The organism is Paracoccus haeundaensis (assembly GCF_006239215.1).
Taxonomy (GTDB): domain Bacteria; phylum Pseudomonadota; class Alphaproteobacteria; order Rhodobacterales; family Rhodobacteraceae; genus Paracoccus; species Paracoccus marcusii.
In genome coordinates, this window is the sequence record NZ_VDDC01000015.1 from 68662 (window position 1) to 91398 (window position 22737).

The following is a 22737-nucleotide window of genomic DNA, read 5'->3' on the forward strand; positions in this document are numbered from 1 at the left end:
GCTATACCGAACCCCAACTAGATGTTGAGGAATACCCGTGGCCGACACCCCAGAAGACGATCTGCCCGAAACCCCCGAAGACGGTGCTGCGGGCCGCGTGGTGATGCATCACGACGGCCCCATGATCGACATCAGCGCCGAGATGCGGACCTCGTATCTGGACTATGCCATGTCGGTGATCGTCAGTCGGGCGATCCCCGACCTGCGCGACGGTCTGAAGCCGGTTCACCGCCGCATCCTCTATGCGATGGACGAAAGCGGCAACACCGCCGATAAGCCCTATCGCAAGTCCGCGCGGTCCGTGGGCGACGTGATGGGCAAGTATCACCCCCATGGCGACAGCGCGATCTATGATGCGCTGGTGCGGATGGCGCAGACGTTCTCGATGTCGCTGCCACTGCTGGACGGCCAGGGCAACTTCGGGTCGATGGACGGCGATCCGGCCGCGGCCATGCGCTATACCGAAGTGCGGATGGACAAGCCCGCCAACTTCCTGCTGATGGACATCGACAAGGACACCGTCGATTTCCAGGACAACTATGACGGCAAGGACCGCGAGCCGACCGTCCTTCCGGCGCGGTTCCCGAACATGCTGGTCAACGGCGCGGGCGGCATTGCCGTCGGCATGGCGACCAACATCCCGCCGCACAACCTGGGCGAGGTCATCGACGCCACGCTGGAGCTGATCGCCGATCCCGACCTGCCCACCGAGCGCCTGCTGGAGATCATCCCGGGCCCCGACTTTCCCACGGGCGCCACGATCCTGGGCCGGTCCGGGGCGCGCAAGGCCTATCTGGAAGGTCGCGGCAGCGTCATGATCCGCGCCAGGACCCATATCGAGGAACCGCGCAAGGACCGCTTTGCCATCGTCATCGACGAGATCCCGTATCAGGTGAACAAATCGACCCTGATCGAGCGGATTGCCGAACTGGCCAAGGAGAAGAAGGTCGAGGGCATCGCCACCGTCCAGGACGAATCCGACCGCCATGGCGTGCGCGTCGTGGTCGAACTGAAGCGTGATGCGACACCCGACGTGGTGCTGAACCAGCTGTTCCGCTTTACCCAGCTGCAGACGACTTTTGGCTGCAACATGCTGGCGCTGAACGGCGGCAAGCCCGAACAGCTGGCGCTGCGCGACTTCCTGACCTACTTCATCAGCTTCCGCGAGGAGGTCGTCGCCCGCCGCACCGCCTACGAGCTGCGCCGCGCACGCGAACGCAGCCATGTGCTGTGCGGCCTGGCCGTCGCGGTCAGCAATGTCGACGAGGTCGTGGCCACCATCCGTGGCAGCGCCGATGCCGCCGAGGCCCGCGAGAAGCTGATGGAGCGGCGCTGGCCAGCCCATGACATCGTCGAATACCTGCGCCTGATCGACGATCCGCTGCATCCGGTGAACGAGGACGGGACCTACAACCTGTCGGAGACGCAGGCCCGCGCCATCCTGGAGCTGCGCCTGCAGCGTCTGACCCAGCTGGGCGTCAAGGAAATCACGGACGAGCTGCAGTCGCTGGCCGACAGCATCCGCGACTATCTGGCGATCCTGGCGTCGCGCGAACGGATCATGGCGATCATCGCGGACGAGCTGCGCGAGGTCCGCGGCCTGTTCGCCGTGCCGCGCCGCACCGAGATCGTCGACTGGTCCGGCGACATGATGGACGAGGACCTGATCGAGCGCGAGGACATGGTCGTCACCATCACCTCTGGCGGCTACATCAAGCGGACCGCGCTGGCCGAATTCCGCGCGCAGCGGCGCGGCGGCAAGGGTCTGTCCAGCATGGCCACCAAGGAAGACGACGTGGTCACCACGCTGTTCGTGGCCAACACCCATACCGAGCTGCTGTTCTTCACGACCGACGGCATGGTCTATCGGATGAAGACCTGGCGCCTGCCGCTGGCGGGCCGCACCTCCAAGGGCAAGGCGATGGTCAACATCCTGCCCATCGGCGCGGGCGTCAGCATCGCGGCGCTGCTGCCGATGGATGCGCCGGAGACGGAATGGGACAACTATCAGGTGGTCTTTGCCACGGATGACGGCGACGTGCGTCGCAACGCGCTGTCCGATTTCGGCAGCGTGCGCGCGAACGGCAAGATCGCGATGAAGCTGCCCGAGGGCGTCACGCTGGTGAACGTGCGGATGGCGACCGAGCAGGATGACGTGATGCTGGTCACCGCACAAGGCCGCGCGATCCGCTTTCCGACCACGGCGGTGCGGGTCTTCAAGGGCCGCGATTCCACCGGCGTCCGGGGCATCCGTCTGGCCGAGGGCGACAAGGTCGTCAGCATGTCGGTCATCCGCCATTTCGAGGCGGACCCGTCCGAACGCGTTGCCTATCTGAAGATGCGCCGTGCGGTTGCCGGTGCGTTGGACGACGGCGCCGAAGCGGACGAGGATGACGACACCCCCGAGGGCACCGTCACCCAGGAACGCTACATCGAGATGTCGGCGGCCGAGGACCTGATCCTGACCATCACCGCCAAGGGATCGGGCAAGATCAGCAGCAGCCACGACTATCCGGTCCGTGGCCGTGGGGGCCAGGGCGTGATGGCGATGGACCGCGCCATGCGGGGCGGCCCGCTGGTCGCCAGCTTCCCGGTCGAAAGCTTTGATCAGATCATGCTGGCGACATCGACCGGACAGTCGATCCGGGTCCCGGTGCAGGGCATCAGCTTCCGCTCGCGCAGCGCGGGCGGGGTGCGGGTCTTCAACACCGCCGCCGGAGAGGTCGTCGTCTCGGTCGCGCGGATCGCAGAACAGGGCGACGCGGTCGACCTGGACGAGGGCGATCCCGGCCAGACCGCGCCCGCGCAGGACTGACATCATCGACCCGACCCCGGCCGCCGGGGTCGGGTTTTTCCGATCCGCAGGGGCGTCATTTGGACCATTCGAACGAGACCGTGCTGAGAGAGCGCCTGCAGACCGGGTTTCTGGGGCTGATCGCATTCTCGCTGCTGATGTTCATGCTGGTGCAGGCCAAGTTCATCCTGATCTCTCTGGCGATCGCGATCATCCTGTTCTCGCTGACCTCGGATGCGATCCACGCCATCTCGACCCGCCTTCGGGTGCCGAACTGGTTGGCGACCACGCTGGCACTGATCGGGATCGCGCTTGGACTGCTGTGGGTGTCGACCACCATCGTCGCACAGGTGAACGAGGTGGTGTTCCTGGCGATCAGCTATGCCGAACGGGCGCAGGCCGCCCTGCCCGCCCTGACCGAGCGTCTTGGCCCCGAGGCACAGGAACGCATCATCACGGCGCTGACCAACTTCAACATCACCGGCTGGATCCGGTCGCTGGCGGGACAGGCGTCCGGGCTGTTGTCGGGCAGCGTGCTGGTGATCCTGTTCGTGGGCTTCATGTTCGCCGAACAGGTGTGGTTCCCGCTGAAGATCGAGCGTCTGGCAAACGACGCGGACCATGCGCGCCAAATCCGCCGCATCATCGCGTCCATCATGCACCGCGTGAACCGCTATCTTGTGGTCAAGACCGGGGTCAGCGCGGTCACGGCCTCGATCGTCTGGCTGATCTTCTGGACGATGGGGCTGGAACTGGCCACCGCGGTGGCCCTGCTGACCTTTGTCCTGAACTTCATCCCGTCGGTCGGGTCGATCATCGCGACGCTGATCGCGGTCCTTCTGGCCTTCGTGCTGACCGGCGATCCGACGGCCACGGTGATCGTGGGCGTGCTGTGCGCGGTCACACAGTTCCTGATCGGGAACATCATCGATCCGATGCTGCTGGGCCAGACGCTGCGGCTGTCCAGTTTCGGCATCATTCTGTCGCTTGCCTTCTGGGGGGCGATCTGGGGGGTGCCGGGGATGTTCCTGGCGGTTCCGATCATGGTCGCGCTGATGATCATCTGCGCCCATATCCCCTGGCTGCGGGGCGTTGCCGTGATGCTGTCGCGAGAAGGGTTGCCCGACGACGGTGACAACGACGTCCAATCCGACCGGATGGCGGCCTGATCCGGGGCATGCGGCGCCTGGCCCCATGCCCCGGAGGGTCGATCAGCGGCTGTCGCCGTCGTCCGGCAGGCCCGGCGCCTCATCGGCGTCATCGCGGGTCAGTTCGGGGCTGACGGTCGTGGGTGCCGTCAGGGCACCCGGCTGCGCGTTTCGCGACGCGGGCCCGTGCGACTGACCGGGCAGCGCCTCGGGGTTGCGCAGCCAGATGTCGCGTTGGGCGAAGGGGATCTCGATCCCCTCTGCGCCAAAGCGCTCGACGATGGAATGCAGCAGGTCCGACGTCACGCCCAGCCCCGTGCCGACATCCGCCAGGATCGCCCGGATCTCGAAGTTCAGGGCATCTGCCCCAAGGCCCCGGAACAGGATCGCCGGTGCCGGGTCGATGGAGACCAACGGGTGATCCTCGACGATCTCGCGCAGGACATTCTCGACCTTCTTCGTGTCGCTGCCATAGGCAACGCCGACGGGGATGATGATCCGGCCGACCTTGTTGTGACGCGTCCAGTTGGTCACCGGCTGGCTGATCAGGTCGCTGTTCGGGACGATCACCTCGGTCTTGTCGAAGGTCTCGACCAAGGTGGCGCGGACCGAGATCTTCTTGACGATGCCCTGCTGGCCGCCGGCGCTGATCCAATCGCCGACGCTGACCGGACGTTCGATCAGCAGGATGATCCCGCTGACGAAGTTCGACACGATGTTCTGCAGGCCGAAACCGATACCGACCGACAGGGCACCCGCGACGATCGCAAAGGACGACATGTCGATCCCGGCCGAGGTGATGGCCAACAGCGCCGCTAGGAAGAGCCCGACATAGCCCAGGCCCGACACCACGGCGTTCTGTCCGCCCGCATCCAGCCGCGTCTTGGGCAGGATCGAGGTGCGCAGCATCCCCTGCACTCCGCGCGTCAGCGCATAGCCGATGGCGAAGATGATCAGGAAGGTCAGGATCGCGCCCGGCGATAGGTTCACCCCGCCCAGGCTGATGCCCTGGCGGAACCGGACCCAGTATTCGGCAAGTTCGGCGCCGGACGACCCCCAGATGATCAGGAAGATCGGGATGGACGCCAGGACCAGGCCGAACCCGGTCAGCAGCGGGGCCAGCCCCTCGCGGGCGCCTTCGGCCCCGCGCTGCATCATGTTGAACAGGTCGGCGGTGAAGTCCTGCAGCAGGATCAGCAGCCCCACCAGCGCCAGCGAGAACAGCCACGGCCAGACCAGAAGGTTGCCCAGGTTGACGAAACCGGCCGCCGTCAGCAGCACTGCGATCGGCGCGATGATGCGCGTCAGACGCCCCGCCCAGGCCGCGATCCAGTGGCGATAGGACAGGTCCTGCGTCACGGCATCGCGCGTCAGCCGCCGCAGGATGTTGCCAAGCCGGAACATCGCCAGCGCGGCCAGCACGATCAGCACAAGGTGCCAGACGCCGGCCGACGCCTCTCTGAACTGAACGGGGACACGGCCGACCTGCGCCTCGCCCTGTTCATATAGGCCAGATAGCGGCAGCATGGCGCGCGACAGGATGTGGTGGATGGCCATCAGCAGGGCCAGCGTCTGGACCATGCGACCTGCCGAGACGCGAGCCTCCTCGGTCATCTGCAGTGAGGTATAGGCGATGGCGGTGCGCGGGAACAGCGCACGGGCCATCCAGATCCCGCCGAACAGGATCACCGCCGCCACCGGCAGCGCGTTCAGGAACGGCGTCGTCCAGGGTCCGGGCAGACCGGTGGCCTGGATGGCGCTGATGCCCAGATAGACACCCGCCATCGGCACGGCGATCTGGCCAAGGGACACGACGAAGGCCAGCACCGCCTTGGAATATTCCGACGCCCGGCTGGACAGGCGGGTGGGCAGTGCCACAATCCATGCCCGGCCATAGGTCAGGATCAGCAGCGCCGCGATCAGGTATCCCGCTACGTAGGGCAGCCGCGGACGCAGGTCGGCCCAGATTTCGGGCGTGGCGTCCTGGCCCGACACCTCTCCTCCGACACCCTCCAGCAGCGCAAGGCCGTCCGTCGCCGCCGCGGCCCACGATGCGGGCAGAACCGGCGACGGCGTCTGCTTGGCCAATTCCAGCGCCTGACGTTGCCGCACGATCTCGTCGATCTGGCCGATGATGGAGTTGGCACGGCTGGTGGCCTCGGTCGCGGCGATGCGGGGGGCCTGGGCGGTGGACAGCTGCTGATTCAGCTCGGTCCGCCGGTTTGCGACCTCCTCGTCCTCGGTCGCGCCTTCTGCGGGCGCGGGGCCAAGGGCCTCGATCTGGTTGCGCAGGGTGGCGATGCGGTCGCCGTTGGCGTTCTGACCCTCCTGCAGCCGATCCCGCCAGTCGACGATCCGCGCCCGTGTGCGGGCCAGCTCCTCGTTGGTGGCCTGGGGGTTCGCGGTCAGCGCCTCGGCGCGTTCGGCGACCTGGTTCCAGGTGTCATAGTTTACGGATTGGGCGATGGCGGGCGCGGCTGTCAGGGCCAGCAGCGCCACCAGGAACGTTGCAATCAGATGTCGCATGAAACCTTTCAGTCTTCGTATACCTGCGGCAGATCCGGCGCCGGACGGGTCAGCCATTCCGGTACGGGAAGGCCCTTGGCGCGCAGAAAGTCGGGGTTGAACAGCTTTGTCTGATAGCGGGTTCCGTAATCGCACAGGATGGTGACGATCGTGTGGCCCGGCCCCATCTCGCGCGCCATGCGGATGGCGCCCGCGATGTTGATGCCGGACGATCCGCCCAGGCACAGACCCTCGTCCTTCAGCAGATCAAAGACGATGGGCAGCGCTTCCTCGTCGGGGATGCGCCAGCTGTAATCGGGGGTGAACCCCTCCAGGTTGGCCGTGATGCGGCCCTGGCCGATGCCTTCGGTGATCGAACTGCCGGGGCTGTCGAACTCTCCGGTGGTGTAGAACGAATGCAGGGCCGCGCCTTCGGGATCGGCAAGGCCGATCTTGACGCCCTTGGGCTGGAGCGCGTCCGCGACGCCCGCCAGCGTGCCGCCGGAGCCCACCGCGCAGATGAACCCGTCGACCTTGCCGTCGGTCTGGTCCCAGATCTCGGGTCCGGTCGTCTCGACATGGGCCTGGCGGTTGGCCACGTTGTCGAATTGATTGGCCCAGATGGCCCCGTTCGGCTCGGTGCGCGCCAGCGCTTCGGCCAGACGGCCGGAATATCGGACATAGTTGTTGGGGTTCTTGTACGGGGCGGCTGGAACCTCGACCAGGGTCGCGCCGGCCAGCCGCAGCATGTCCTTCTTTTCCTGGCTTTGGGTCTCGGGGATGACGATCACCGACTTGAACCCCATCGATGCGCCGACCAGCGCCAGGCCGATGCCGGTATTGCCGGCCGTCCCCTCGACGATGGTGCCGCCGGGGCGCAGCGCGCCGCGCGCGACCGCATCCTTGATGATGTACAGCGCCGCGCGGTCCTTGACCGACTGGCCGGGATTCATGAATTCGGCCTTGCCGAGGATCTCGCAGCCGGTCTCCTCGCTGGCGCGGTTCAGGCGGATCAACGGGGTGTTGCCGATCGCGTCGGCCAGATCAGAATAGATTCGCATGGCGATCGACCCTTTGTTCACAGGTGCAGGACTTTCCATTTACCTATACGCCCCCGGGTTGGAGGGGCAACCCCGCCCTGCCCCTCAGACCTGCGCCCGCAGCCGGTCCCGCCGCGCGTCCAGCCACAGGGACAGGGTGGCCAGCGGCCCGTTGGCGATCTGTCCCGCATCCACCAGCGCGGACAGCGTTTCGCGGTCCATCAGGTGGCCGCGAATATCCTCCGCCTCGGAATCCAGCCCGTGGACACCGGCGCAGCCGTCCGGCAAGTCCGCGATGCCGATATAGTGATACAGAAACTCGCACAGCGCGCCGGGGCTGGGATAGGCGTTGAAGGCCGGGATCAGCCGCGTGACCTGCAGCCCCGCTTCCTCCTGCGCCTCGCGCAGGATCGCGGCGTCGGGGGTCTCACCGGCGTCCACGCGACCCGCGACCGGCTCCAGCAGCCATGGCTGCGGATCGCCGCGAAGGGCGGGGGCCATGCGGAACTGCTCGATCACCAGAACGCGGTCGCGGACCGGGTCCCAAGGCAGGATGACCGCAGCATCGCCCGACAGGAACGCCTCGCGGGTCATGGGGGCGGTCTGGCCGCCCTGATGCAGGGCATGGGTCAGCACCTGCCGTTCGACCCCGAAGAACCCCAAGAACGGCTGACTGCGCTGCTGAACGCGCAACGCATCCGCGGGACGCTGCGGGACGATCCCCTGCCCTGACGGCGCCGATGCGCGGGCACGCAGCCGGCTGCCCGCCCAGATCCCCATCATCGGCAGCCGCCATGCCAGCAGGTCTGCCCCGGTCCCGGCCGGTGCCTGCAGGATCTGGTCCGCAATTTCGGCGGCGATCGCGTCACGGTCGACGATCGGCGCGTGATCCGCGGCGGGTCCGGGTCCGATGCCCATGACCTGCATCCCGCCCACCTCCTGCACCGTCAGGCCCATCACCGCGGCATAGCGCGCCAGCTGCGGCGTCGGCTGTATGGCCAACCCCGGAATTGTCCCCGGCGCAGGCAGCAGCGCAGGCCAGCCGTCAAGCACGACCCCCGCCCGGTGGCCGCCGGTCAGGACGCCCGGCACCTCGACCAGCGTTCCTTCAAGGCCCAGCACGGCGCCCAGCTGCGGCTGCGCCAATGCGCCGACGACGACGATCACAGCTGTTGGCCCTGACCGCGTAGGGCCGCGGCCATGCCCATGTCATATGAGGTCTGCCCGAAAACCCGGTCGAACCCCGCAAACAGCAGCTGCGACAGCGCCTGCCCCTCGGCCGATGCGGCGTGCTGGGCGTAATCGGCCAGTTCGGCGTCGCTCAGCGGGCCATAGGCCAGCATCAGGAAACCCTGAAGCCAGACCGTCGCCTCGGCCTCGATCTGGTCGCGCTGCGCCCAGGCATCGGCCATCAGCTGCTGCTGATCCGGGGCCATGTCGAACCCGCCCCCATCGGCATAGCCGCGGGAAAAGGCGATGGCCGCGTTCAGGCCACCCGCGACATTGGGTGCGATCAGGTCTGCCCCGTCGATCAACTGGACGATCTGTTCCGCACGCGGATCACCATTGCGAAGGGCGCGGGCAAAGTCCGCCCGGGCCTGATCCTCCACCCCGTCCTCCAGCAGGGCGCGCCGCGCGGACCCCTCCAGGCGGATGACCCGCTGGCCCAGGCCGGACCCGTGAAAGGCCAGTGCCCGATCCACCAGCTGCGGGTCCATGCGCGCGGCGGCGTCGCGGACGCCCGCCCGGAACAGCGCCTCCATCCGCGGGGTGTCGTGGATTCGCGCGACCACGCGGGCCCATGGCAGGCCGCCCCCGGCGATCAGCCCCTCGCCCTCCATCCGGGCGGCCTCGGTCACGGCCTCCTCCTGCAGGATCGGCATCAGCGCGGCCAGGTCCAGGGTGCGCCACATGCGGTCGGCCGGGTCCTGCTGCATCTGCACCAGATGGACGTCCGCGGGCGGCGGCACCGCCGGTACAGGAGGTGCCAGAACGGCAAGCAATCCCAGAATGGTCAGCATGTCCCGCACCTTTCGCGAAAAATTTCGACGGTCGGGATTTTTTCGTCCAAACCCTCTTGCGCTTCAACCCCCACCCCTCTAATTCCGCGTCACCACACCAAGAAGCGCGGAGAGGTGCCGGAGTGGTCGAACGGGGCGGTCTCGAAAACCGTTGAGCCTGCAAGGGTTCCGTGGGTTCGAATCCCACCCTCTCCGCCATTTTCCATCAGTTCAGCTCCGATGGTCAAAGTGGCATTTTTCGACATGCTCGTGCTGATGTCCCATTTCGGGGCAATGCTGTCGTGATGTCGAAAATGATGCATGGTGGCCCGTGAGAGATTCGAACTCCCGACCGGCCCGGTGTAAACGGGACGCTCTACCACTGAGCTAACGGGCCACGCTCGCCGCGCATAAAACCGATTTGGGTACCGCTTGGCAAGGGCAGATCAGACATCATCCACGTGGCGCATGACGGTTTCCGCACCGTTGCGGATCATGTGGATTCCACCTTGGTGAATCACCCCTTGGGCCAGATGTGCGGGGGCTTGGCCCAACGCAAGACAGCGCAGCATGCGCAGGGTGATGCCATGTGTCACGACCAGTGTGGCGCCGGTCAGGTCCATCAGGAATGCACGGCACCGTGCCTCCAGTGCGGCGAACCCTTCGCCGCCCGGGCAGCGGTCGTACCACGCCAAGTCGCCACCTCGGAACAGGTCGGGATAGCGGCCGCGAAGATCACGTTCCAGATGCCCAGCAAAATTGCCGACGCAGATTTCGGACAGGCGCGCATCATGCCGGAACCTGTCGCCGAACACGATCCGCGCCGTCTGGTCGGCCCGTCCAAGCGGGCTGGAGACGCGAAAGCCGTCGATCCCGCGCGTCAGATGCGCCAGCCATCCGGCCTGACGTATCCCGCAGTCGGACAAGGGGGAATCGCCGCGGCCCTGCAGGCGGCCCTCGACGTTCCAGAGCGTCTCGCCATGGCGCATCAGATACAGATCGGGAAGTGGAGCGGGTGAAGGGAATCGAACCCTCGTCGTAAGCTTGGGAAGCTTCTGCTCTACCATTGAGCTACACCCGCATCGTTCGTTCGGATAGCGGCTGGCCGCAATCCCGTCAAGCCTCAGCGCAGGCCCATATCCGCCAAGGCGGCAGCGATGGCGGGGGGCAAGGCCTCTTCCAGCGCGCGGCCTGCGGGCAGGTCCGGTGGCGCATCCGCAGCGGCCAGATAACGCCAGCCTTGGAACGGACGGCGCGGAACGGCCGCAACCCGAACCAGGTCGCGGTCCAACACGATGCCGCAGCGCTGGATGCCGTCGGCACCCTCGACCCGTTCCAGGGTCAGGATGCGCTGGCGGGCCATCATGACGCCCTTGAAGACCCAGAATATCGACCCGCCTTCCAGCAGCTCCACCTCGCGCTTGGGCCACATGCGGGTGACGTGCCGCGCCGGGCCGGACCCGAACCGGGTCTGCCACGCAGCAAGCTCATCGGGGCCTTCGGCACCCACGCAAAGTTTCATCAGGTGAAGGCTTGTCGTCATGGCGATCACCTAGTCGCGCCCGACCCGTCCATCAAGCCCCGAACGCAAAAGGGCCGCATCCGAAGATGCGGCCCCTGCGCGGTCAGTGGACCGAAATCACAGCTCGTCCAGCGCCTCGACGGCCTTTTCCAGCTCTGCCTTGGTCACGGTCTTCTCTTCGACCTTGGCCTTTTCGGCGATCAGGTCGACGACCTTATCCTCGAAGATCGGCGCGCGCAGCTGCTGCTGGGCGGCCTGGTTCTGCTGGATGAACTCGAAGAACTGACGCTCTTGGCCCGGATACTGACGGGCGGCGCGCAGCACAGCTTGGGTCATCTCCTGGTCGGTCACGGTCACCTCGGCCTTCTGGCCGATCTCGGCCAGCAGCAGGCCAAGACGCACGCGGCGCTCGGCCAGGGTCTTGTGCTCTTCGGTCGGCTCGATGGCATCGTGGTTGTGGCCCTGAACCTCGGGGTTCTCCTCGTGCCACAGCTGGTGCGCGATCTGGGCGGCCTCGGCCTCGACCAGCGACTTGGGCAGGTCGAATTTGACCGCCGCATCCAGCTGGTCCAGCAGCGAACGCTTCATGATGGCGCGGGCGGCGCCGGCATACTCGGCCTCCAGACGCTCGGTGATCTGCTTCTTCAGACCGTCCAGGTCGTCGGCGCCGAACTTCTTGGCCAGCTCGTCGTCGATCTCGGCCTCTTTCGGGGCCTTGACCGCCTTGACCGTGCATTCGAAGGTGGCGTCCTTGCCGGCCAGGTGCGGTGCGCCGTATTCCTCGGGGAACTTGACCTCGACCTTGACCTCGTCACCGGCCTTCACGCCGACCAGCTGGTCTTCGAAGCCGGGGATGAAGCTGTTCGAACCCAGGACCAGCGGATAGTCCTCGGCCGCGCCGCCCTCGAAGGCCTCGCCGTCGACGAAACCCTTGAAGTCGATGGTGACCTGGTCACCGTCCTTGGCCTTGGAGCCCTTCTTGCGGTCCTCGAAGGACTGCGACGACTTGGCCAGGTTCTCCAGCGCCTCTGTGACGGCCGCGTCCTCGGCGGGCACGGTCAGCTTTTCCAGCGACAGCGCGGTCAGGTCGACCTCGGGGATCGCGGGCAGCGTCTCGTAGGTCACGTTAACCACGACGTCGTTGCCCTCTTTCCAGGTCTCGCCGTTCTCCATCTCGACCTTGGGTTGGGCGGCGGGGCGGTCGCCCGACTTCTCCAGGTGGTCCTTCAGCGCGCCGTCGATGGCGTCCTGCATGGCCTCGCCCAGGATGCGCGGGCCGAACTGCTTCTTCAGCATCGCCATGGGCACCTTGCCCTTGCGAAAGCCCTTCATCTCGACTTCCGGCTGAGCTTCTTTCAGCTTGGCGTCGACGGCTTTGGCCAGGTCTGCTGCGGGCAGCGTGAACTGATACCCGCGCTGAAGACCGTCGTTCTGCGTTTCCTTGACCTGCATCATCGTCCTCATAGAAAGAAGGGCCACCGATCCGGCGGCCTGAAAATTTGAGCCGTTCTAGTCGCCGTGCCGCTGGCCTGCAAGCAGATTGCGGTCACCAGGCGCTGGAACATCCCCGCCGCTGCGCTATGCTGCGTCCAACCGACAGGAGTCCCCATGACCGCCACCGACATGCAAGAACCGCGCCTGACATCCTTGGCCCATGGCGGCGGCTGCGGCTGCAAGATCGCACCGGGCGTCCTGTCGAACCTGCTGCGAGGCAGCGCCGCCCTGCCCGTCCCCCCCGAACTGCTGGTGGGGATCGAAACGTCGGACGATGCGGCCGTCTACAAGCTGAATGACCGGCAGGCGCTGGTGGCGACGACCGACTTCTTCATGCCCGTGGTGGACGATCCGCATGATTTCGGTCGCATCGCGGCGACCAACGCCATCAGCGACGTCTATGCGATGGGCGCGACGCCCATCCTGGCGTTGGCGGTGGTGGGCATGCCGATCAACGCGATCTCTCATGCGACGATCGCGGCGATCCTGGATGGCGGCGCTTCGATCTGCCGCGAGGCGGGCATCCCCATCGCCGGCGGCCACACCATCGATTCGGTCGAGCCGATCTATGGCCTGGTCGCCCTGGGCCTGATCGACCCTGCCCTGCTGAAGCGCAACGCCGAAGCACAGCCGGGCGATCTGCTGGTGCTGGGCAAGCCCTTGGGCGTGGGCGTCATGTCGGCGGCGCTGAAGAAGGGTCAACTGGATGCCCAGGGCTATGCCCGCATGATCGAGGTCACGACCAAGCTGAACCGCCCCGGCCCGGACCTTGCCGCCATCGAGGGCGTGCATGCGATGACCGATGTCACCGGCTTTGGTCTGGGCGGCCACGGGCTGGAGATGGCGCGCGGATCGGGCTGCGATCTGATGATCGACTGGTCCGCCGTGCCGCGCCTGCCGGGCATCGACTATCTGATCGCTGCGGGCCATGTCACCGGTGCCTCGGGCCGCAACTGGGCCAGCTATAGCGAGGGCGTGGCCCTGCCCCAGGGCTTCGGCGATGCCGAACGCGCGCTGCTGACCGATCCGCAGACCAGCGGTGGACTGATGGTCGCCTGCGCGCCGGACGCGCTGGAGGCGGTGCAGGCGGCCTTTGCGCGCCACGGTTTCGCGGATGCAGCCGTCATCGGCGAGGTCGGCCCGCACAGCGACGCGCCCCGCGTCATTCTGCGCTAAAAGCGCAGGCCGACGCTGATCGCGGCCCCTTCGGAGCCGATGCCAAAGCTGGCCGCGCCGAAGCTGATCCCGATCAGCGCACCGGCCAGCGCCTGATCGGCCGTATGTTCGCCGGCCTGCACGCGGCTGAAAGCGGTCAGCCCCGCGGCACCATAGGCGGCGGCGCCCAAAGCGGGATCGTCCTCCCAGCACTTGCCGGCCAGATCCGCGGCCCCGAACCCCGCGGCGGCGGAATGCCCCGACGGGAAACCCCGCCCCTCTCCGGTCGGACGGGTGCCCAGGGGCGATCCGTCGAACACGGCCTTGAGGCCCAGCACCACCGCCGCCTGCAGGGCACCGCGCACGGCGAAATCCTCGAGCCGATCCTGATCGGCCGCGCAGACGGCGGCCGCCAACGGCAGCGCATATTTCATCGTGGTCCCGAACCGTTCCAGGCCGTCCGCACCCGCAGGTACGGCCAGCACGCAGGTCAGCCCGACAATCGCCGCGCGCATCCCCCTAGCGCTGCAGGGTCTGGAGGTAATCCGCCAGCGCGACCAACCGGGCCGGCGTGGCGACGCGCTGGCCCGAGCCGTCGTCATACATGACGACCGGCCCCTCGCGCAGGACCTCAAAGATCGGCATGTGCGATTCGCTGCGCCCCATCGTGTATCCGACAAGCTGGCCCATTACGCGGGTCTTGGGGAAGACGCCCCCATCCTGTGCGGCCAGCATGGTCAGGTCCGCCGGCGCGGGCACCATGCCCACGGCGGCGGGCCCGTTGCCCCGTCCACCCGGCCCGTGACAGCTTGCGCAGTAATCCGCATAATCGCGCGCCGCGCCCGTCGGTTGCGCCTCGGGCGCGCAGGCGGCGACCAGCCCTGCCAGCGCTAATCCCGCCACCCCTGCCATCATCACTGCCCGCATCGTCCGTGCCCCCGTCGGTTGTCGTTTTGTCCAGCATGCACCCGCGCGCGGGGCGGTGCAACGATCAGGCGGCGGTCAGGCGCACCACACGGTCCATCCGTGCGGCCAGGGCATGGTTGTGCGTGGCGATCAGCGCCGAAAGGCCGGTATCGCGCACCAGACCCATCAGCACGTCAAAGACCCTGTCCGACGTCTCGGGGTCCAGGTTGCCCGTGGGCTCATCCGCCAGCAGCAGCGCGGGCTGGTTCGCCAGCGCCCGGCAAAAGGCCACGCGCTGTTGCTCTCCGCCCGACATCTGCGCGGGGCGGTGATCCGCGCGATGCGCCAGGCCTACGCGGTTCAGCAGGTCGGCGGCCCGGGCCTGCGCGTCGCGGGGGGCTGTGCCATTGGCCAGCTGCGGCAGGACGATGTTCTCGGCCGCGCTGAATTCGGGCAGCAGGTGGTGGAACTGATAGACGAAGCCCAGCTCCTGCCGCCGCGCCTCGGTCCGCGCGCGGTCCGGCAGGCCGGTCATGTCGCGCCCGGCCAGCCAGACGCGGCCCGCATCGGGTATGTCCAACAGTCCCGCGATATGCAGCAACGTCGATTTCCCCGCCCCCGACGGCGCGACCAGCGCCACGACCTCTCCGCGCGCGACGGTCAGGTCCAGCCCGTCCAGCACCGTCACCGGTGCGGGACCGTCCTTGGCATAGGTCTTGCCCACGCCCTCCAGCCGCAACACGTCATTCATAGCGCAGGGCCTCCACCGGGTTCATGCGCGCGGCGCGGCGCGCGGGAAAGATCGTCACGACAAAGGACAGCGTCAGCGACAGCGCCACCGCGCGGAAGATGTCCCAAGCCCGCAGGTCGGCGGGCAGACGATAAATGCCGCGCACCTCGGGCTGCCATGCGCCACCCCCGGTCAGCGCGTTCAGGGCCGCCATGATGTTGTCGACGTTCAGCGCCAGCGCCACGCCCAGGATCACCCCCGCGATCGTGCCGATGATCCCGGTAAAGGCACCGCACAGGAAGAAGACCCGCAGGATCGACCCTTCGGTCAGGCCCATCGTGCGCAGGATGCCGATGTCGCGGCCCTTGTTCTTGACCAGCATGATCAACCCGGAGGTGATGTTCATCGACGCGATCAGGACCAGCACCGACAGGATCACGAACATCACGTCGTCCTCCATGTCCAGCGCGGACAGGAACGACCCGGAACTGTCGCGCCAGGACCAGGTCTGCGCGCCCTCTCCGGCGGCGCGCATCAGGGGCAGCGTCCAGTCGTCCACGCGTTCGGGGTCGTCGACGAAGACCTCGATCTCGTCCGCGACACCCTCGCGGTTGAAATAGGACTGCGCCTCGGCAAGGGGCATGTAGACCCGCGTGCGGTCGATGTCATAGCGCCCGGCGCTGAAGATATAGGTCACCTCGTAGGCGTTCACCCGCGGGGTCGTGCCCATGGCGGTGCGCGCGCCCTCCGGCGCGATCAGGCGGATGCGGTCGCCCACCCCCACGCCCAGTTCGCGCGCGATGCCCGACCCGATGGCGATGCCTTGGTCGAACTGCGCAAGGTCACCCTCGGACGTGGCGGGGTCGACGATCCGGGGCATCGCCTCCAGGTCGGCCCGCGTGACGCCGAAGACCTCGGCCACGTTGGAGGAGTCATTGGCGCTGGCCATGACCTGGCCCTTGATGATCGCCGCGGTGCGGGTGACGCCCGGAACCTCGGCCAGCCGCGCGGCTATGGCCTCATAGTCGGTGATCCGTCCAGGCACGACATAGACGTCGTCGGTGAACTCGTTGGTGATGGTTTGCGGCGCCATGTAGACGGTCGTGTGCGCATTCGCGCCTAAAATCGTGTCCACGAACTCGGCCCGGAAGCCCGCGCGGACGGCCAGCGTGGCGATCAGCGCCATGACGCCCAGGGCGATGCCGATCAGGCTGATCCAGGTCATGACGCTGACGCCGCCCTCGGCGCGCCGCGCCCGCAGGTACCGCCAGGCGATCATGAATTCGAAACGCGAAAAGCCTATCGCCATGGTCCAAGCCCCTGAATTTCCGCCCGGACCCTGCCCCCGCCGACCCCGAAATTCAACCCGACAAAGGCGTGAATGCCTTGCATTCGTGCTAATACCCACCTTGCGACGCCCGCGCCCCGGTGCGACATGAGGGGCATGGCAAAAGCGACAACAGCCTTCACCTGCACCGCCTGCGGCGCCGCCCACAAGAAATGGGCCGGGCGCTGCGACGCCTGTGGCGCCTGGAACACCATCATCGAGGAAGCACCCCTGTCCCAGGGCCCCGGCCGGGGACTGGGCGCGGCAAAGGGTCGGGCCGTACCCCTGTCGGGCCTTTCGACCAGCGAACCGCCCCCGCCCCGCTTCCTGTCGGGCATCGACGAGCTGGACCGCGTGCTGGGCGGCGGCCTGGTTCCCGGCTCGGCACTGCTGGTCGGCGGCGATCCGGGCATCGGTAAGTCGACGATCCTGCTGCAGGCGGCCGCCGCGTTTTCGCGTGCGAACTATCAAGCGATCTATTTCTCGGGCGAGGAGGCCAGCGCACAGGTGCGGATGCGCGCCGTGCGCCTTGGGCTGGCCGAGGCACCGATGCGCCTGGGGGCCGAGACGAACCTTAGGAACATCCTGACCACGCTGGACGCCGAACGCCCCGACGTGGCGGTGATCGATTCGATCCAGACCCTGTGGTCCGACACCGTCGAGGCCGCACCGGGCAGCGTGGCACAGGTCCGCGCCGCCGCCCACGAGCTTGTGACATTCGCCAAAAGCCGCGGTGTCGCGGTGATCCTGGTGGGGCATGTCACCAAGGACGGCCAGATCGCGGGCCCCCGCGTGGTCGAGCACATGGTCGATTGCGTCCTGTATTTCGAAGGCGAACGCGGCCACCAGTTCCGCATCCTGCGCAGCGTCAAGAACCGCTTTGGCCCGTCCGGAGAGATCGGCGTGTTCGAGATGACCGGCAGCGGCCTGGCCGAGGTCACGAACCCGTCTGCGCTGTTCCTGTCGGAACGCGGCCAGCCCATTGCCGGCAGCGCGGTCTTTGCGGGCATCGAAGGCACCCGCCCGGTCCTGACAGAGGTTCAGGCGCTGGTGGCGCCATCGACGCTTGCCAGCCCCCGGCGCACCGTCGTGGGCCTGGACAGCGGCCGCGTCAGCACGATCCTGGCGGTCCTTGAGGCACGCTGCGGGATACCCTTCGCGGGGTTGGACGTGTTCCTGAACGTCGCGGGCGGCATGAAGGTCGCGGAACCCGCGGCAGACCTGGCCATCGCCGGCGCGCTTCTGTCGGCGCGAGAGGATAACGCCCTGCCTCCGGAGGCCGTGCTTTTCGGCGAGATCAGCCTGTCGGGGGCGCTGCGCCCCGTGTCGCAGACCGAAAACAGGTTGAAAGAGGCGCAGAAACTTGGTTTTTCACAGGCTATCCTGCCCGACGCCTCCAAGGTCGAGGGCCAGTCGGGGATGGCCCTTCGGCGCATCACCGATCTGACCGCATTTGTGGGCGAGGTCTTCGGCGCCGGCTGAACCGCCTGATACTGAACGACAACCGGCGCAAGGGGCGGTTTTATGGACGGATTTACGATCATTGATGCGGTGGTGGCGGCTGTCATCATCCTGTCGGCCATCCTGGCGTGGTCGCGCGGTTTCGTGCGCGAATCGCTGGCGATCCTGGGCTGGATCGGGGCGGCCGTACTGGCCTTCCTGTTCGCGCCGACGGTGCGGCCGATGGTGGCGCAGCTGCCGGTGCTGGACCGCTTCATGGGCGACAGCTGCGAGCTTGCGACGATCGCGGGCTTTGCCGTCGTCTTCGCGCTGGCGCTGGTGATCTTCTCGATCATCACGCCGCTGTTCTCCTCGGTCGTGCAACGCTCGGCCCTGGGTGGCGTGGACCAGGGGATGGGCTTCTTGTTCGGCGTGGCGCGCGGCATCCTGCTGGTCGCGATCGCCTTCATCGTCTATGACCGCGTGATGACCACGCAGGACGTCCCGATGGTCGAGAATTCGCGGTCTGCCCAGGTCTTTGAACGCATGCGCGGCCAGATGGACGACCAGATCCCCGCCGACGCGCCGGGCTGGATCGTGACCCGCTATGAACAGATGGTCATGGGCTGCACCGCCACCGGCACCCCCGTCACGACCGAAGCGCCCGCTGCGAACTGATCCGCCATGACAGGCAGATGACGAAAAAGCGCCCCTGCGGAACCGCGGGGGCGTGACTTTGTCGGCCGTCGGCACTACATGTCCCCCGACAGCACGACGACATCAGCCCCCACAGATCGAGGCCCGCGCGATGCAACCTTTCCTGGCCCATCCGTTCGATTCGGACCGTCTGCACGAGGAGTGCGGCATCTTTGGCGCGATCGGCGTGGTCGATGCCTCGAACTTCGTGGCCCTGGGGCTGCACGCGCTGCAGCATCGCGGACAGGAAGCGGGCGGCATCGTCGCCCATCATCCCGACTTCGGCTTCAACAGCGCCCACCGGTTCGGCTATGTCCGTGACAATTTCACGAAGCCCGACCTGATGGCGACGCTGCCGGGACAGCTGGCCATCGGCCATGTCCGCTATTCCACCGCCGGGACCAAGGCCAACACCGCGATCCGCGACGTGCAGCCGTTCTTCGGCGAGTTCCACATGGGCGGCTGCGCGATCGCGCATAACGGCAACATCACCAATGCCGCCGCCCTGCGCCGCGAACTGATCGAGCGCGGCTCGATCTTCCAGTCGTCGTCGGACAGCGAATGCATCATCCACCTGATGGCCCGGTCGATCCAGCGCAACATCCCCGAGCGGATGAAGGACGCACTGCGCCGGGTCGAGGGCGCGTTCAGCGTCATCGCCATGACCCGCACCAAGCTGATCGGCGTCCGCGACGCCTTGGGCGTGCGTCCGCTGGTGCTGGGCCGCGTGGGCGAGGACGGGTACGTCCTGGCCTCAGAGACCTGCGCGCTGGACATCATCGGCGCCGAATTCCTGCGCGAGATCGAGCCCGGAGAGATGGTCGTCATCTCCAAGGGCCAGATCGAATCGTCGCGACCCTTCGGTCCGTCGACCGGGCGGTTCTGCATCTTTGAACACGTGTATTTCTCGCGCCCCGATTCGATCATCGGCGGGCGGTCCGTCTATGAGACCCGCCGCCAGATCGGCGTGGAACTGGCCCGCGAGGCACCGGTCGAGGCTGATCTGGTCTGCCCGGTCCCCGACAGCGGCACGCCCGCGGCGATCGGCTTTGCGCAGGAATCGGGCATTCCCTATGGCATGGGGATCATCCGCAACCAGTACATGGGCCGCACCTTCATCGAGCCCACCGACCAGATCCGCAATATGGGCGTCCGGTTGAAGCTGAACGTGAACCGGGCACTGATCCGCGGCAAGCGGGTCGTGCTGGTCGACGACAGCGTGGTCCGCGGCACCACCAGCCGCAAGATCAAGGACATGATCCTCGATGCAGGCGCGGCCGAGGTGCATTTCCGGATCGCGTCACCCCCGACGGCCTGGCCGTGCTTTTATGGCGTGGACACGCCCGACCGCGACAAGCTGCTGGCGGCGAACATGTCGCCGGAACAGATGCGCGAATGGATCGGCGTAGACAGCCTGTCCTTCGTGTCGCTGGACGGGCTGTACCGCGCGGCGGGCGAGGCTGCGGGCCGCGACCCACAGGCGCCGCGCTATTGCGACGCGTGTTTTTCAGGTGACTATCCGGTGGCGCCCTTCGATCAACTGGAGCGCGGCTTCCGCATGAAAGTCGGATCCGAGACCGCGGTCAAGCAAGCCGCCGAGTAGGTGCGTCCCGCGACGGCCGGGGGGCCAGCCCCCCGGACCCCCCGCCGTGGTTCCGCATCAGCCGACGATCCGCTCCAGCGGGTCGTATCGCGCCGTGCCATCTCCCCAGATCGCATCCCCCAGCATATCGGGCTTGTGCCTAAGCGTGGTCAGTCCGGCATGGGTGACCCATCGCGCACGGTTCACGACGCCTTCGGGATCGGTCAGTGTCAACACGTCGGGCCCTGTCAGCGTGGCGCGGAAATGCACCTCGACCTGGTGAAACCGCCGGGAGGGGTCGTGGAATTCGTTCACCAGGAAGGGATCACCGACGGCGATGCTCAGGCCCGTCTCCTCCAAAACCTCGCGCGCCAGATTGTCGGGCAGCGAGGCGTGCGGGTCGACCCCGCCGCCCGGCAGGCACCACAGGTCGGACTGCTGCCCCGGATAGGCATTCACCACCAGCACGCGATCGCGATGCAGGATCGCCGCGCGCACCGCCAGTCGGATCATCCGGCGATCCGGTTCACATGGCCCATCTTGCGGCCCGGCCGCGCCTGCCCCTTGCCATAGAGGTGAACCTGCGTCCGCGGCTGTGCCAGCAGCGCGGGCACACGGTCCATGTCGTCGCCGATCAGGTTCTCCATCACCACGTCCACATGACGCTTGCCGTCGCCCAGGGGCAGTCCTGCCACGGCGCGGATATGCTGTTCGAACTGATCGACCGCGCAACCGGCCTGCGTCCAGTGGCCGGAATTGTGCACGCGGGGCGCGATCTCGTTCACGATCAGTCCCTCCGGGGTCACGAACAGCTCGACCCCCAGCACGCCGACATAATCCAGCGCGTTGGCGATGCGCGCGGCGATCAGCACCGCGTCGGTGGTCGCCCGCCCGGGCAGCCCGCAGGGCACCGTGGTGGTGCGCAGGATGCCGCCCTCATGGACGTTCAGGCCCGGATCGAAAGCCGCCACCTGGCCATCGGTGCCGCGTGCGATGATCACGCTGATCTCGGCAGTGAAGTCGACGAACCCCTCCAGGACGGACGGTGCGCCGGTCCAGTCGGCCGGACCCTCTCCGATGCGCACCTGCCCCTTGCCGTCATAGCCCATGCGGCGGGTCTTGAGGATCGACGGGCGACCGATCAGCGCGATGGCGTCGTCCAGCGCGCCCTGATCCGGCACGTCGGCAAACGGCGCGACGGTCAGGCCGATGTCGGTCAGGAAGGTCTTTTCGGTCAACCGGTCCTGCGACACGGCCAGCGCCCGCCGCCCCGGGCGGATGGGGCGCAGGCTTTCCAGCAGATCCAGTGCGCTGGTCGGCACATTCTCGAATTCATAGGTGATGACGTCGACGCTGTGGGCGAAGGCCCGCAGTGCCGCCTCGTCCTCATAGGGGGCGGTCGTCACGCGCCAGGCGACGTCACCCGCAGGGGCGGCGCCCGGTTCGAAGATGTGACAGCGCAGACCAAGGCGGCTTGCGGCCGCCGACAGCATCCGGCCCAGCTGGCCGCCGCCCAGGATCCCGATGGTACGGACCTCAGTCATCGGCGGGCTCCTCTGGGATCGAGGCCGACAGCGCCATGCGCCAGTCGTCCAGCCGCTGCGCCAGCGCCGGGTCGTTCAGCGCCAGGATGCCCGCGGCCATCAGCCCCGCATTGGCGGCACCCGCCGCCCCGATCGCCATCGTCGCGACCGGATAGCCCTTGGGCATCTGCACGATCGAATACAGCGAATCGACGCCGGACAGCGCCTTGGTCTGGATCGGCACCCCGATCACCGGGACGCGGGTCTTGGACGCCATCATGCCGGGCAGATGGGCCGCGCCCCCTGCCCCCGCAATGATCACGCGCAGACCACGCCCGACCGCCGACTTGCCATAGTCCCACAGCCGATCCGGGGTCCGGTGCGCACTGACGATGCGAGTGTGATAGGGCACGCCCAGTTCGTCCAGGATCTGTGCCGCCTCGCGCATGGTCGGCCAGTCGGACTGGCTGCCCATGATGATTCCCACCGCTTCGGTCATCTGTCGTCCCCGTATTGTGCGCCGCGTGCCTGTCCTAGCGCGGGTCCGCGCGGGTCGCAATCAGGCGATGATGTCGGGGGTCAGCTCATCCTCCAGCCGGGCGATGCGATCCTTCAGCGACAGTTTCTGCTTCTTCAGCCGCTGCAGGGCGACGGAGGCGGTCAGCTGGCCCTGAAGGGCGGCGATGGCCTCGTCCAGGTCGCGATGCTCGCAGCGCAGGGCCGCAAGACGGGCGCGGCTGATCTCGTCGTGGTTCATCGAATGCTGCATGTTCATCGGGCGGGCTCTTGGGAAATGCCGTGGTTCCGACTTATAGCGCGTCGCGCGGCATCTGTTAAGCTGGCATGGACAAACCACACGGCTCACGCCATCGTGA

21 protein-coding genes and 3 tRNA genes are annotated in these 22737 nt (G+C 67.2%); 7 read left to right on the forward strand and 17 right to left on the reverse strand.

Annotated elements, in window-relative coordinates:
- The first annotated feature begins 37 nt into the window (after nt 1–37).
- Nucleotides 38–2815: a DNA gyrase subunit A gene (gene gyrA / locus FHD67_RS09810; protein WP_425467251.1), complete on the forward strand. Its 2778-nt coding sequence runs from the start codon at nt 38–40 to the stop codon at nt 2813–2815.
- 59 nt (nt 2816–2874) lie between these two features.
- Nucleotides 2875–3963 (forward strand): AI-2E family transporter, encoded by a 1089-nt coding sequence (locus FHD67_RS09815; RefSeq protein ID WP_084697130.1) that lies wholly within the window; start codon nt 2875–2877, stop codon nt 3961–3963.
- Nucleotides 3964–4005: 42 nt separating this feature from the next.
- Here FHD67_RS09815 and FHD67_RS09820 read toward each other — a convergent pair whose 3' ends face one another.
- From FHD67_RS09820 to FHD67_RS09835, 4 genes are all read right to left on the reverse strand, one after another.
- On the reverse strand, nt 4006–6468 hold the full coding sequence (locus FHD67_RS09820) for a DUF3772 domain-containing protein (RefSeq protein ID WP_139598593.1): 2463 nt from the start codon (nt 6466–6468) through the stop codon (nt 4006–4008).
- An 8-nt stretch (nt 6469–6476) separates the two neighbouring features.
- Nucleotides 6477–7508 carry a cysteine synthase A gene (locus FHD67_RS09825; protein WP_045999181.1) on the reverse strand — a complete coding sequence of 344 codons (1032 nt, stop codon included), beginning with the start codon at nt 7506–7508 and terminating at the stop codon, nt 6477–6479.
- An 84-nt stretch (nt 7509–7592) separates the two neighbouring features.
- The gene (locus FHD67_RS09830) at nt 7593–8654 is read right to left on the reverse strand and encodes an NUDIX domain-containing protein (RefSeq protein ID WP_139598594.1); all 1062 of its coding nucleotides are present in this window, start codon (nt 8652–8654) and stop codon (nt 7593–7595) included.
- Nucleotides 8651–9508 carry a hypothetical protein gene (locus tag FHD67_RS09835; protein ID WP_139598595.1) on the reverse strand — a complete coding sequence of 286 codons (858 nt, stop codon included), beginning with the start codon at nt 9506–9508 and terminating at the stop codon, nt 8651–8653. The genes FHD67_RS09830 and FHD67_RS09835 overlap by 4 nt, the downstream gene beginning before the upstream one ends.
- A gap of 108 nt (nt 9509–9616) precedes the next feature.
- Here FHD67_RS09835 and FHD67_RS09840 point away from each other — a divergent pair.
- Nucleotides 9617–9706, forward strand: a tRNA-Ser gene (locus FHD67_RS09840).
- 103 nt (nt 9707–9809) lie between these two features.
- Here FHD67_RS09840 and FHD67_RS09845 read toward each other — a convergent pair.
- From FHD67_RS09845 to tig, 5 genes are all read right to left on the reverse strand, one after another.
- Nucleotides 9810–9884 (reverse strand) — tRNA-Val (locus FHD67_RS09845).
- A gap of 49 nt (nt 9885–9933) precedes the next feature.
- Nucleotides 9934–10476, reverse strand: a complete 543-nt coding sequence (locus FHD67_RS09850; RefSeq protein ID WP_045999623.1) for a histidine phosphatase family protein — start codon at nt 10474–10476, stop codon at nt 9934–9936.
- Between the two features lie 18 nt (nt 10477–10494).
- Nucleotides 10495–10568: transfer RNA gene (locus tag FHD67_RS09855), tRNA-Gly, on the reverse strand.
- A gap of 42 nt (nt 10569–10610) precedes the next feature.
- Nucleotides 10611–11030 carry a DUF1489 family protein gene (locus FHD67_RS09860; protein WP_139598596.1) on the reverse strand — a complete coding sequence of 140 codons (420 nt, stop codon included), beginning with the start codon at nt 11028–11030 and terminating at the stop codon, nt 10611–10613.
- A gap of 96 nt (nt 11031–11126) precedes the next feature.
- The gene (gene tig, locus FHD67_RS09865) at nt 11127–12461 is read right to left on the reverse strand and encodes a trigger factor (protein ID WP_045980797.1); all 1335 of its coding nucleotides are present in this window, start codon (nt 12459–12461) and stop codon (nt 11127–11129) included.
- Nucleotides 12462–12617: 156 nt separating this feature from the next.
- Here tig and selD point away from each other — a divergent pair, with 156 nt between their 5' ends.
- Nucleotides 12618–13679 (forward strand): selenide, water dikinase SelD, encoded by a 1062-nt coding sequence (selD, locus tag FHD67_RS09870; RefSeq protein WP_139598597.1) that lies wholly within the window; start codon nt 12618–12620, stop codon nt 13677–13679.
- On the opposite strand, the gene FHD67_RS09875 is transcribed toward selD, so the two are convergent.
- From FHD67_RS09875 to FHD67_RS09890, 4 genes are all read right to left on the reverse strand, one after another.
- Nucleotides 13676–14173, reverse strand: a complete 498-nt coding sequence (locus tag FHD67_RS09875) for a phosphatase PAP2 family protein (protein ID WP_246071276.1) — start codon at nt 14171–14173, stop codon at nt 13676–13678. The two genes, selD and FHD67_RS09875, sit on opposite strands and share 4 nt — an antisense overlap.
- 4 nt (nt 14174–14177) lie before the next feature.
- Nucleotides 14178–14585, reverse strand: a complete 408-nt coding sequence (locus FHD67_RS09880; protein WP_045980776.1) for a c-type cytochrome — start codon at nt 14583–14585, stop codon at nt 14178–14180.
- A 64-nt stretch (nt 14586–14649) separates the two neighbouring features.
- The gene (locus tag FHD67_RS09885; RefSeq protein ID WP_139598598.1) at nt 14650–15315 is read right to left on the reverse strand and encodes an ABC transporter ATP-binding protein; all 666 of its coding nucleotides are present in this window, start codon (nt 15313–15315) and stop codon (nt 14650–14652) included.
- A complete protein-coding gene (locus FHD67_RS09890; RefSeq protein ID WP_246071277.1) occupies nt 15308–16603 on the reverse strand; it encodes a lipoprotein-releasing ABC transporter permease subunit in 1296 nt (431 codons plus the stop codon). Before FHD67_RS09890 ends, FHD67_RS09885 begins: the two co-directional genes overlap by 8 nt.
- A 135-nt stretch (nt 16604–16738) precedes the next feature.
- Between FHD67_RS09890 and radA the strand changes: the two genes are divergently transcribed.
- The 3 genes from radA (at nt 16739) to purF (ending at nt 20360) form a co-directional block, all read left to right on the forward strand.
- Nucleotides 16739–18103: a DNA repair protein RadA gene (gene radA, locus FHD67_RS09895; RefSeq protein WP_045999173.1), complete on the forward strand. Its 1365-nt coding sequence runs from the start codon at nt 16739–16741 to the stop codon at nt 18101–18103.
- A 42-nt stretch (nt 18104–18145) separates the two neighbouring features.
- Nucleotides 18146–18739 carry a CvpA family protein gene (locus FHD67_RS09900; RefSeq protein ID WP_045980780.1) on the forward strand — a complete coding sequence of 198 codons (594 nt, stop codon included), beginning with the start codon at nt 18146–18148 and terminating at the stop codon, nt 18737–18739.
- Between the two features lie 130 nt (nt 18740–18869).
- Nucleotides 18870–20360, forward strand: a complete 1491-nt coding sequence (purF, locus tag FHD67_RS09905) for an amidophosphoribosyltransferase (protein WP_045980781.1) — start codon at nt 18870–18872, stop codon at nt 20358–20360.
- Between the two features lie 57 nt (nt 20361–20417).
- On the opposite strand, the gene FHD67_RS09910 is transcribed toward purF, so the two are convergent.
- From FHD67_RS09910 to FHD67_RS09925, 4 genes are read right to left on the reverse strand one after another with little or no spacing between them, the layout of a single operon-like run.
- A complete protein-coding gene (locus tag FHD67_RS09910) occupies nt 20418–20852 on the reverse strand; it encodes an NUDIX domain-containing protein (RefSeq protein ID WP_139598599.1) in 435 nt (144 codons plus the stop codon).
- Nucleotides 20849–21883, reverse strand: a complete 1035-nt coding sequence (locus tag FHD67_RS09915) for a 5-(carboxyamino)imidazole ribonucleotide synthase (protein WP_139598600.1) — start codon at nt 21881–21883, stop codon at nt 20849–20851. The genes FHD67_RS09910 and FHD67_RS09915 overlap by 4 nt, the downstream gene beginning before the upstream one ends.
- Nucleotides 21876–22361, reverse strand: coding sequence for a 5-(carboxyamino)imidazole ribonucleotide mutase (gene purE, locus FHD67_RS09920; protein ID WP_045983048.1), 486 nt, complete (start codon nt 22359–22361; stop codon nt 21876–21878). Before purE ends, FHD67_RS09915 begins: the two co-directional genes overlap by 8 nt.
- A 60-nt stretch (nt 22362–22421) precedes the next feature.
- On the reverse strand, nt 22422–22637 hold the full coding sequence (locus FHD67_RS09925; protein WP_045983047.1) for a YdcH family protein: 216 nt from the start codon (nt 22635–22637) through the stop codon (nt 22422–22424).
- Between the last annotated feature and the right edge of the window lie 100 nt (nt 22638–22737).

Excerpts from the sequence above, each read along its gene's own strand:
- FHD67_RS09820 (WP_139598593.1), bottom strand. The coding sequence starts at position 6,468 with ATGCGACATCTGATTGCAACGTTCCTGGTGGCGCTGCTGGCCCTGACA.
- FHD67_RS09825 (WP_045999181.1), bottom strand. The coding sequence starts at position 7,508 with ATGCGAATCTATTCTGATCTGGCCGACGCGATCGGCAACACCCCGTTG.
- FHD67_RS09835 (WP_139598595.1), bottom strand. The coding sequence starts at position 9,508 with ATGCTGACCATTCTGGGATTGCTTGCCGTTCTGGCACCTCCTGTACCG.
- FHD67_RS09850 (WP_045999623.1), bottom strand. The coding sequence starts at position 10,476 with ATGCGCCATGGCGAGACGCTCTGGAACGTCGAGGGCCGCCTGCAGGGC.
- FHD67_RS09860 (WP_139598596.1), bottom strand. The coding sequence starts at position 11,030 with ATGACGACAAGCCTTCACCTGATGAAACTTTGCGTGGGTGCCGAAGGC.
- tig (WP_045980797.1), bottom strand. The coding sequence starts at position 12,461 with ATGCAGGTCAAGGAAACGCAGAACGACGGTCTTCAGCGCGGGTATCAG.
- selD (WP_139598597.1), top strand. The coding sequence starts at position 12,618 with ATGACCGCCACCGACATGCAAGAACCGCGCCTGACATCCTTGGCCCAT.
- FHD67_RS09875 (WP_246071276.1), bottom strand. The coding sequence starts at position 14,173 with ATGCGCGCGGCGATTGTCGGGCTGACCTGCGTGCTGGCCGTACCTGCG.
- FHD67_RS09880 (WP_045980776.1), bottom strand. The coding sequence starts at position 14,585 with ATGCGGGCAGTGATGATGGCAGGGGTGGCGGGATTAGCGCTGGCAGGG.
- FHD67_RS09885 (WP_139598598.1), bottom strand. The coding sequence starts at position 15,315 with ATGAATGACGTGTTGCGGCTGGAGGGCGTGGGCAAGACCTATGCCAAG.
- FHD67_RS09890 (WP_246071277.1), bottom strand. The coding sequence starts at position 16,603 with ATGGCGATAGGCTTTTCGCGTTTCGAATTCATGATCGCCTGGCGGTAC.
- radA (WP_045999173.1), top strand. The coding sequence starts at position 16,739 with ATGGCAAAAGCGACAACAGCCTTCACCTGCACCGCCTGCGGCGCCGCC.
- FHD67_RS09900 (WP_045980780.1), top strand. The coding sequence starts at position 18,146 with ATGGACGGATTTACGATCATTGATGCGGTGGTGGCGGCTGTCATCATC.
- purF (WP_045980781.1), top strand. The coding sequence starts at position 18,870 with ATGCAACCTTTCCTGGCCCATCCGTTCGATTCGGACCGTCTGCACGAG.
- FHD67_RS09910 (WP_139598599.1), bottom strand. The coding sequence starts at position 20,852 with ATGATCCGACTGGCGGTGCGCGCGGCGATCCTGCATCGCGATCGCGTG.
- FHD67_RS09915 (WP_139598600.1), bottom strand. The coding sequence starts at position 21,883 with ATGACTGAGGTCCGTACCATCGGGATCCTGGGCGGCGGCCAGCTGGGC.
- purE (WP_045983048.1), bottom strand. The coding sequence starts at position 22,361 with ATGACCGAAGCGGTGGGAATCATCATGGGCAGCCAGTCCGACTGGCCG.
- FHD67_RS09925 (WP_045983047.1), bottom strand. The coding sequence starts at position 22,637 with ATGAACATGCAGCATTCGATGAACCACGACGAGATCAGCCGCGCCCGT.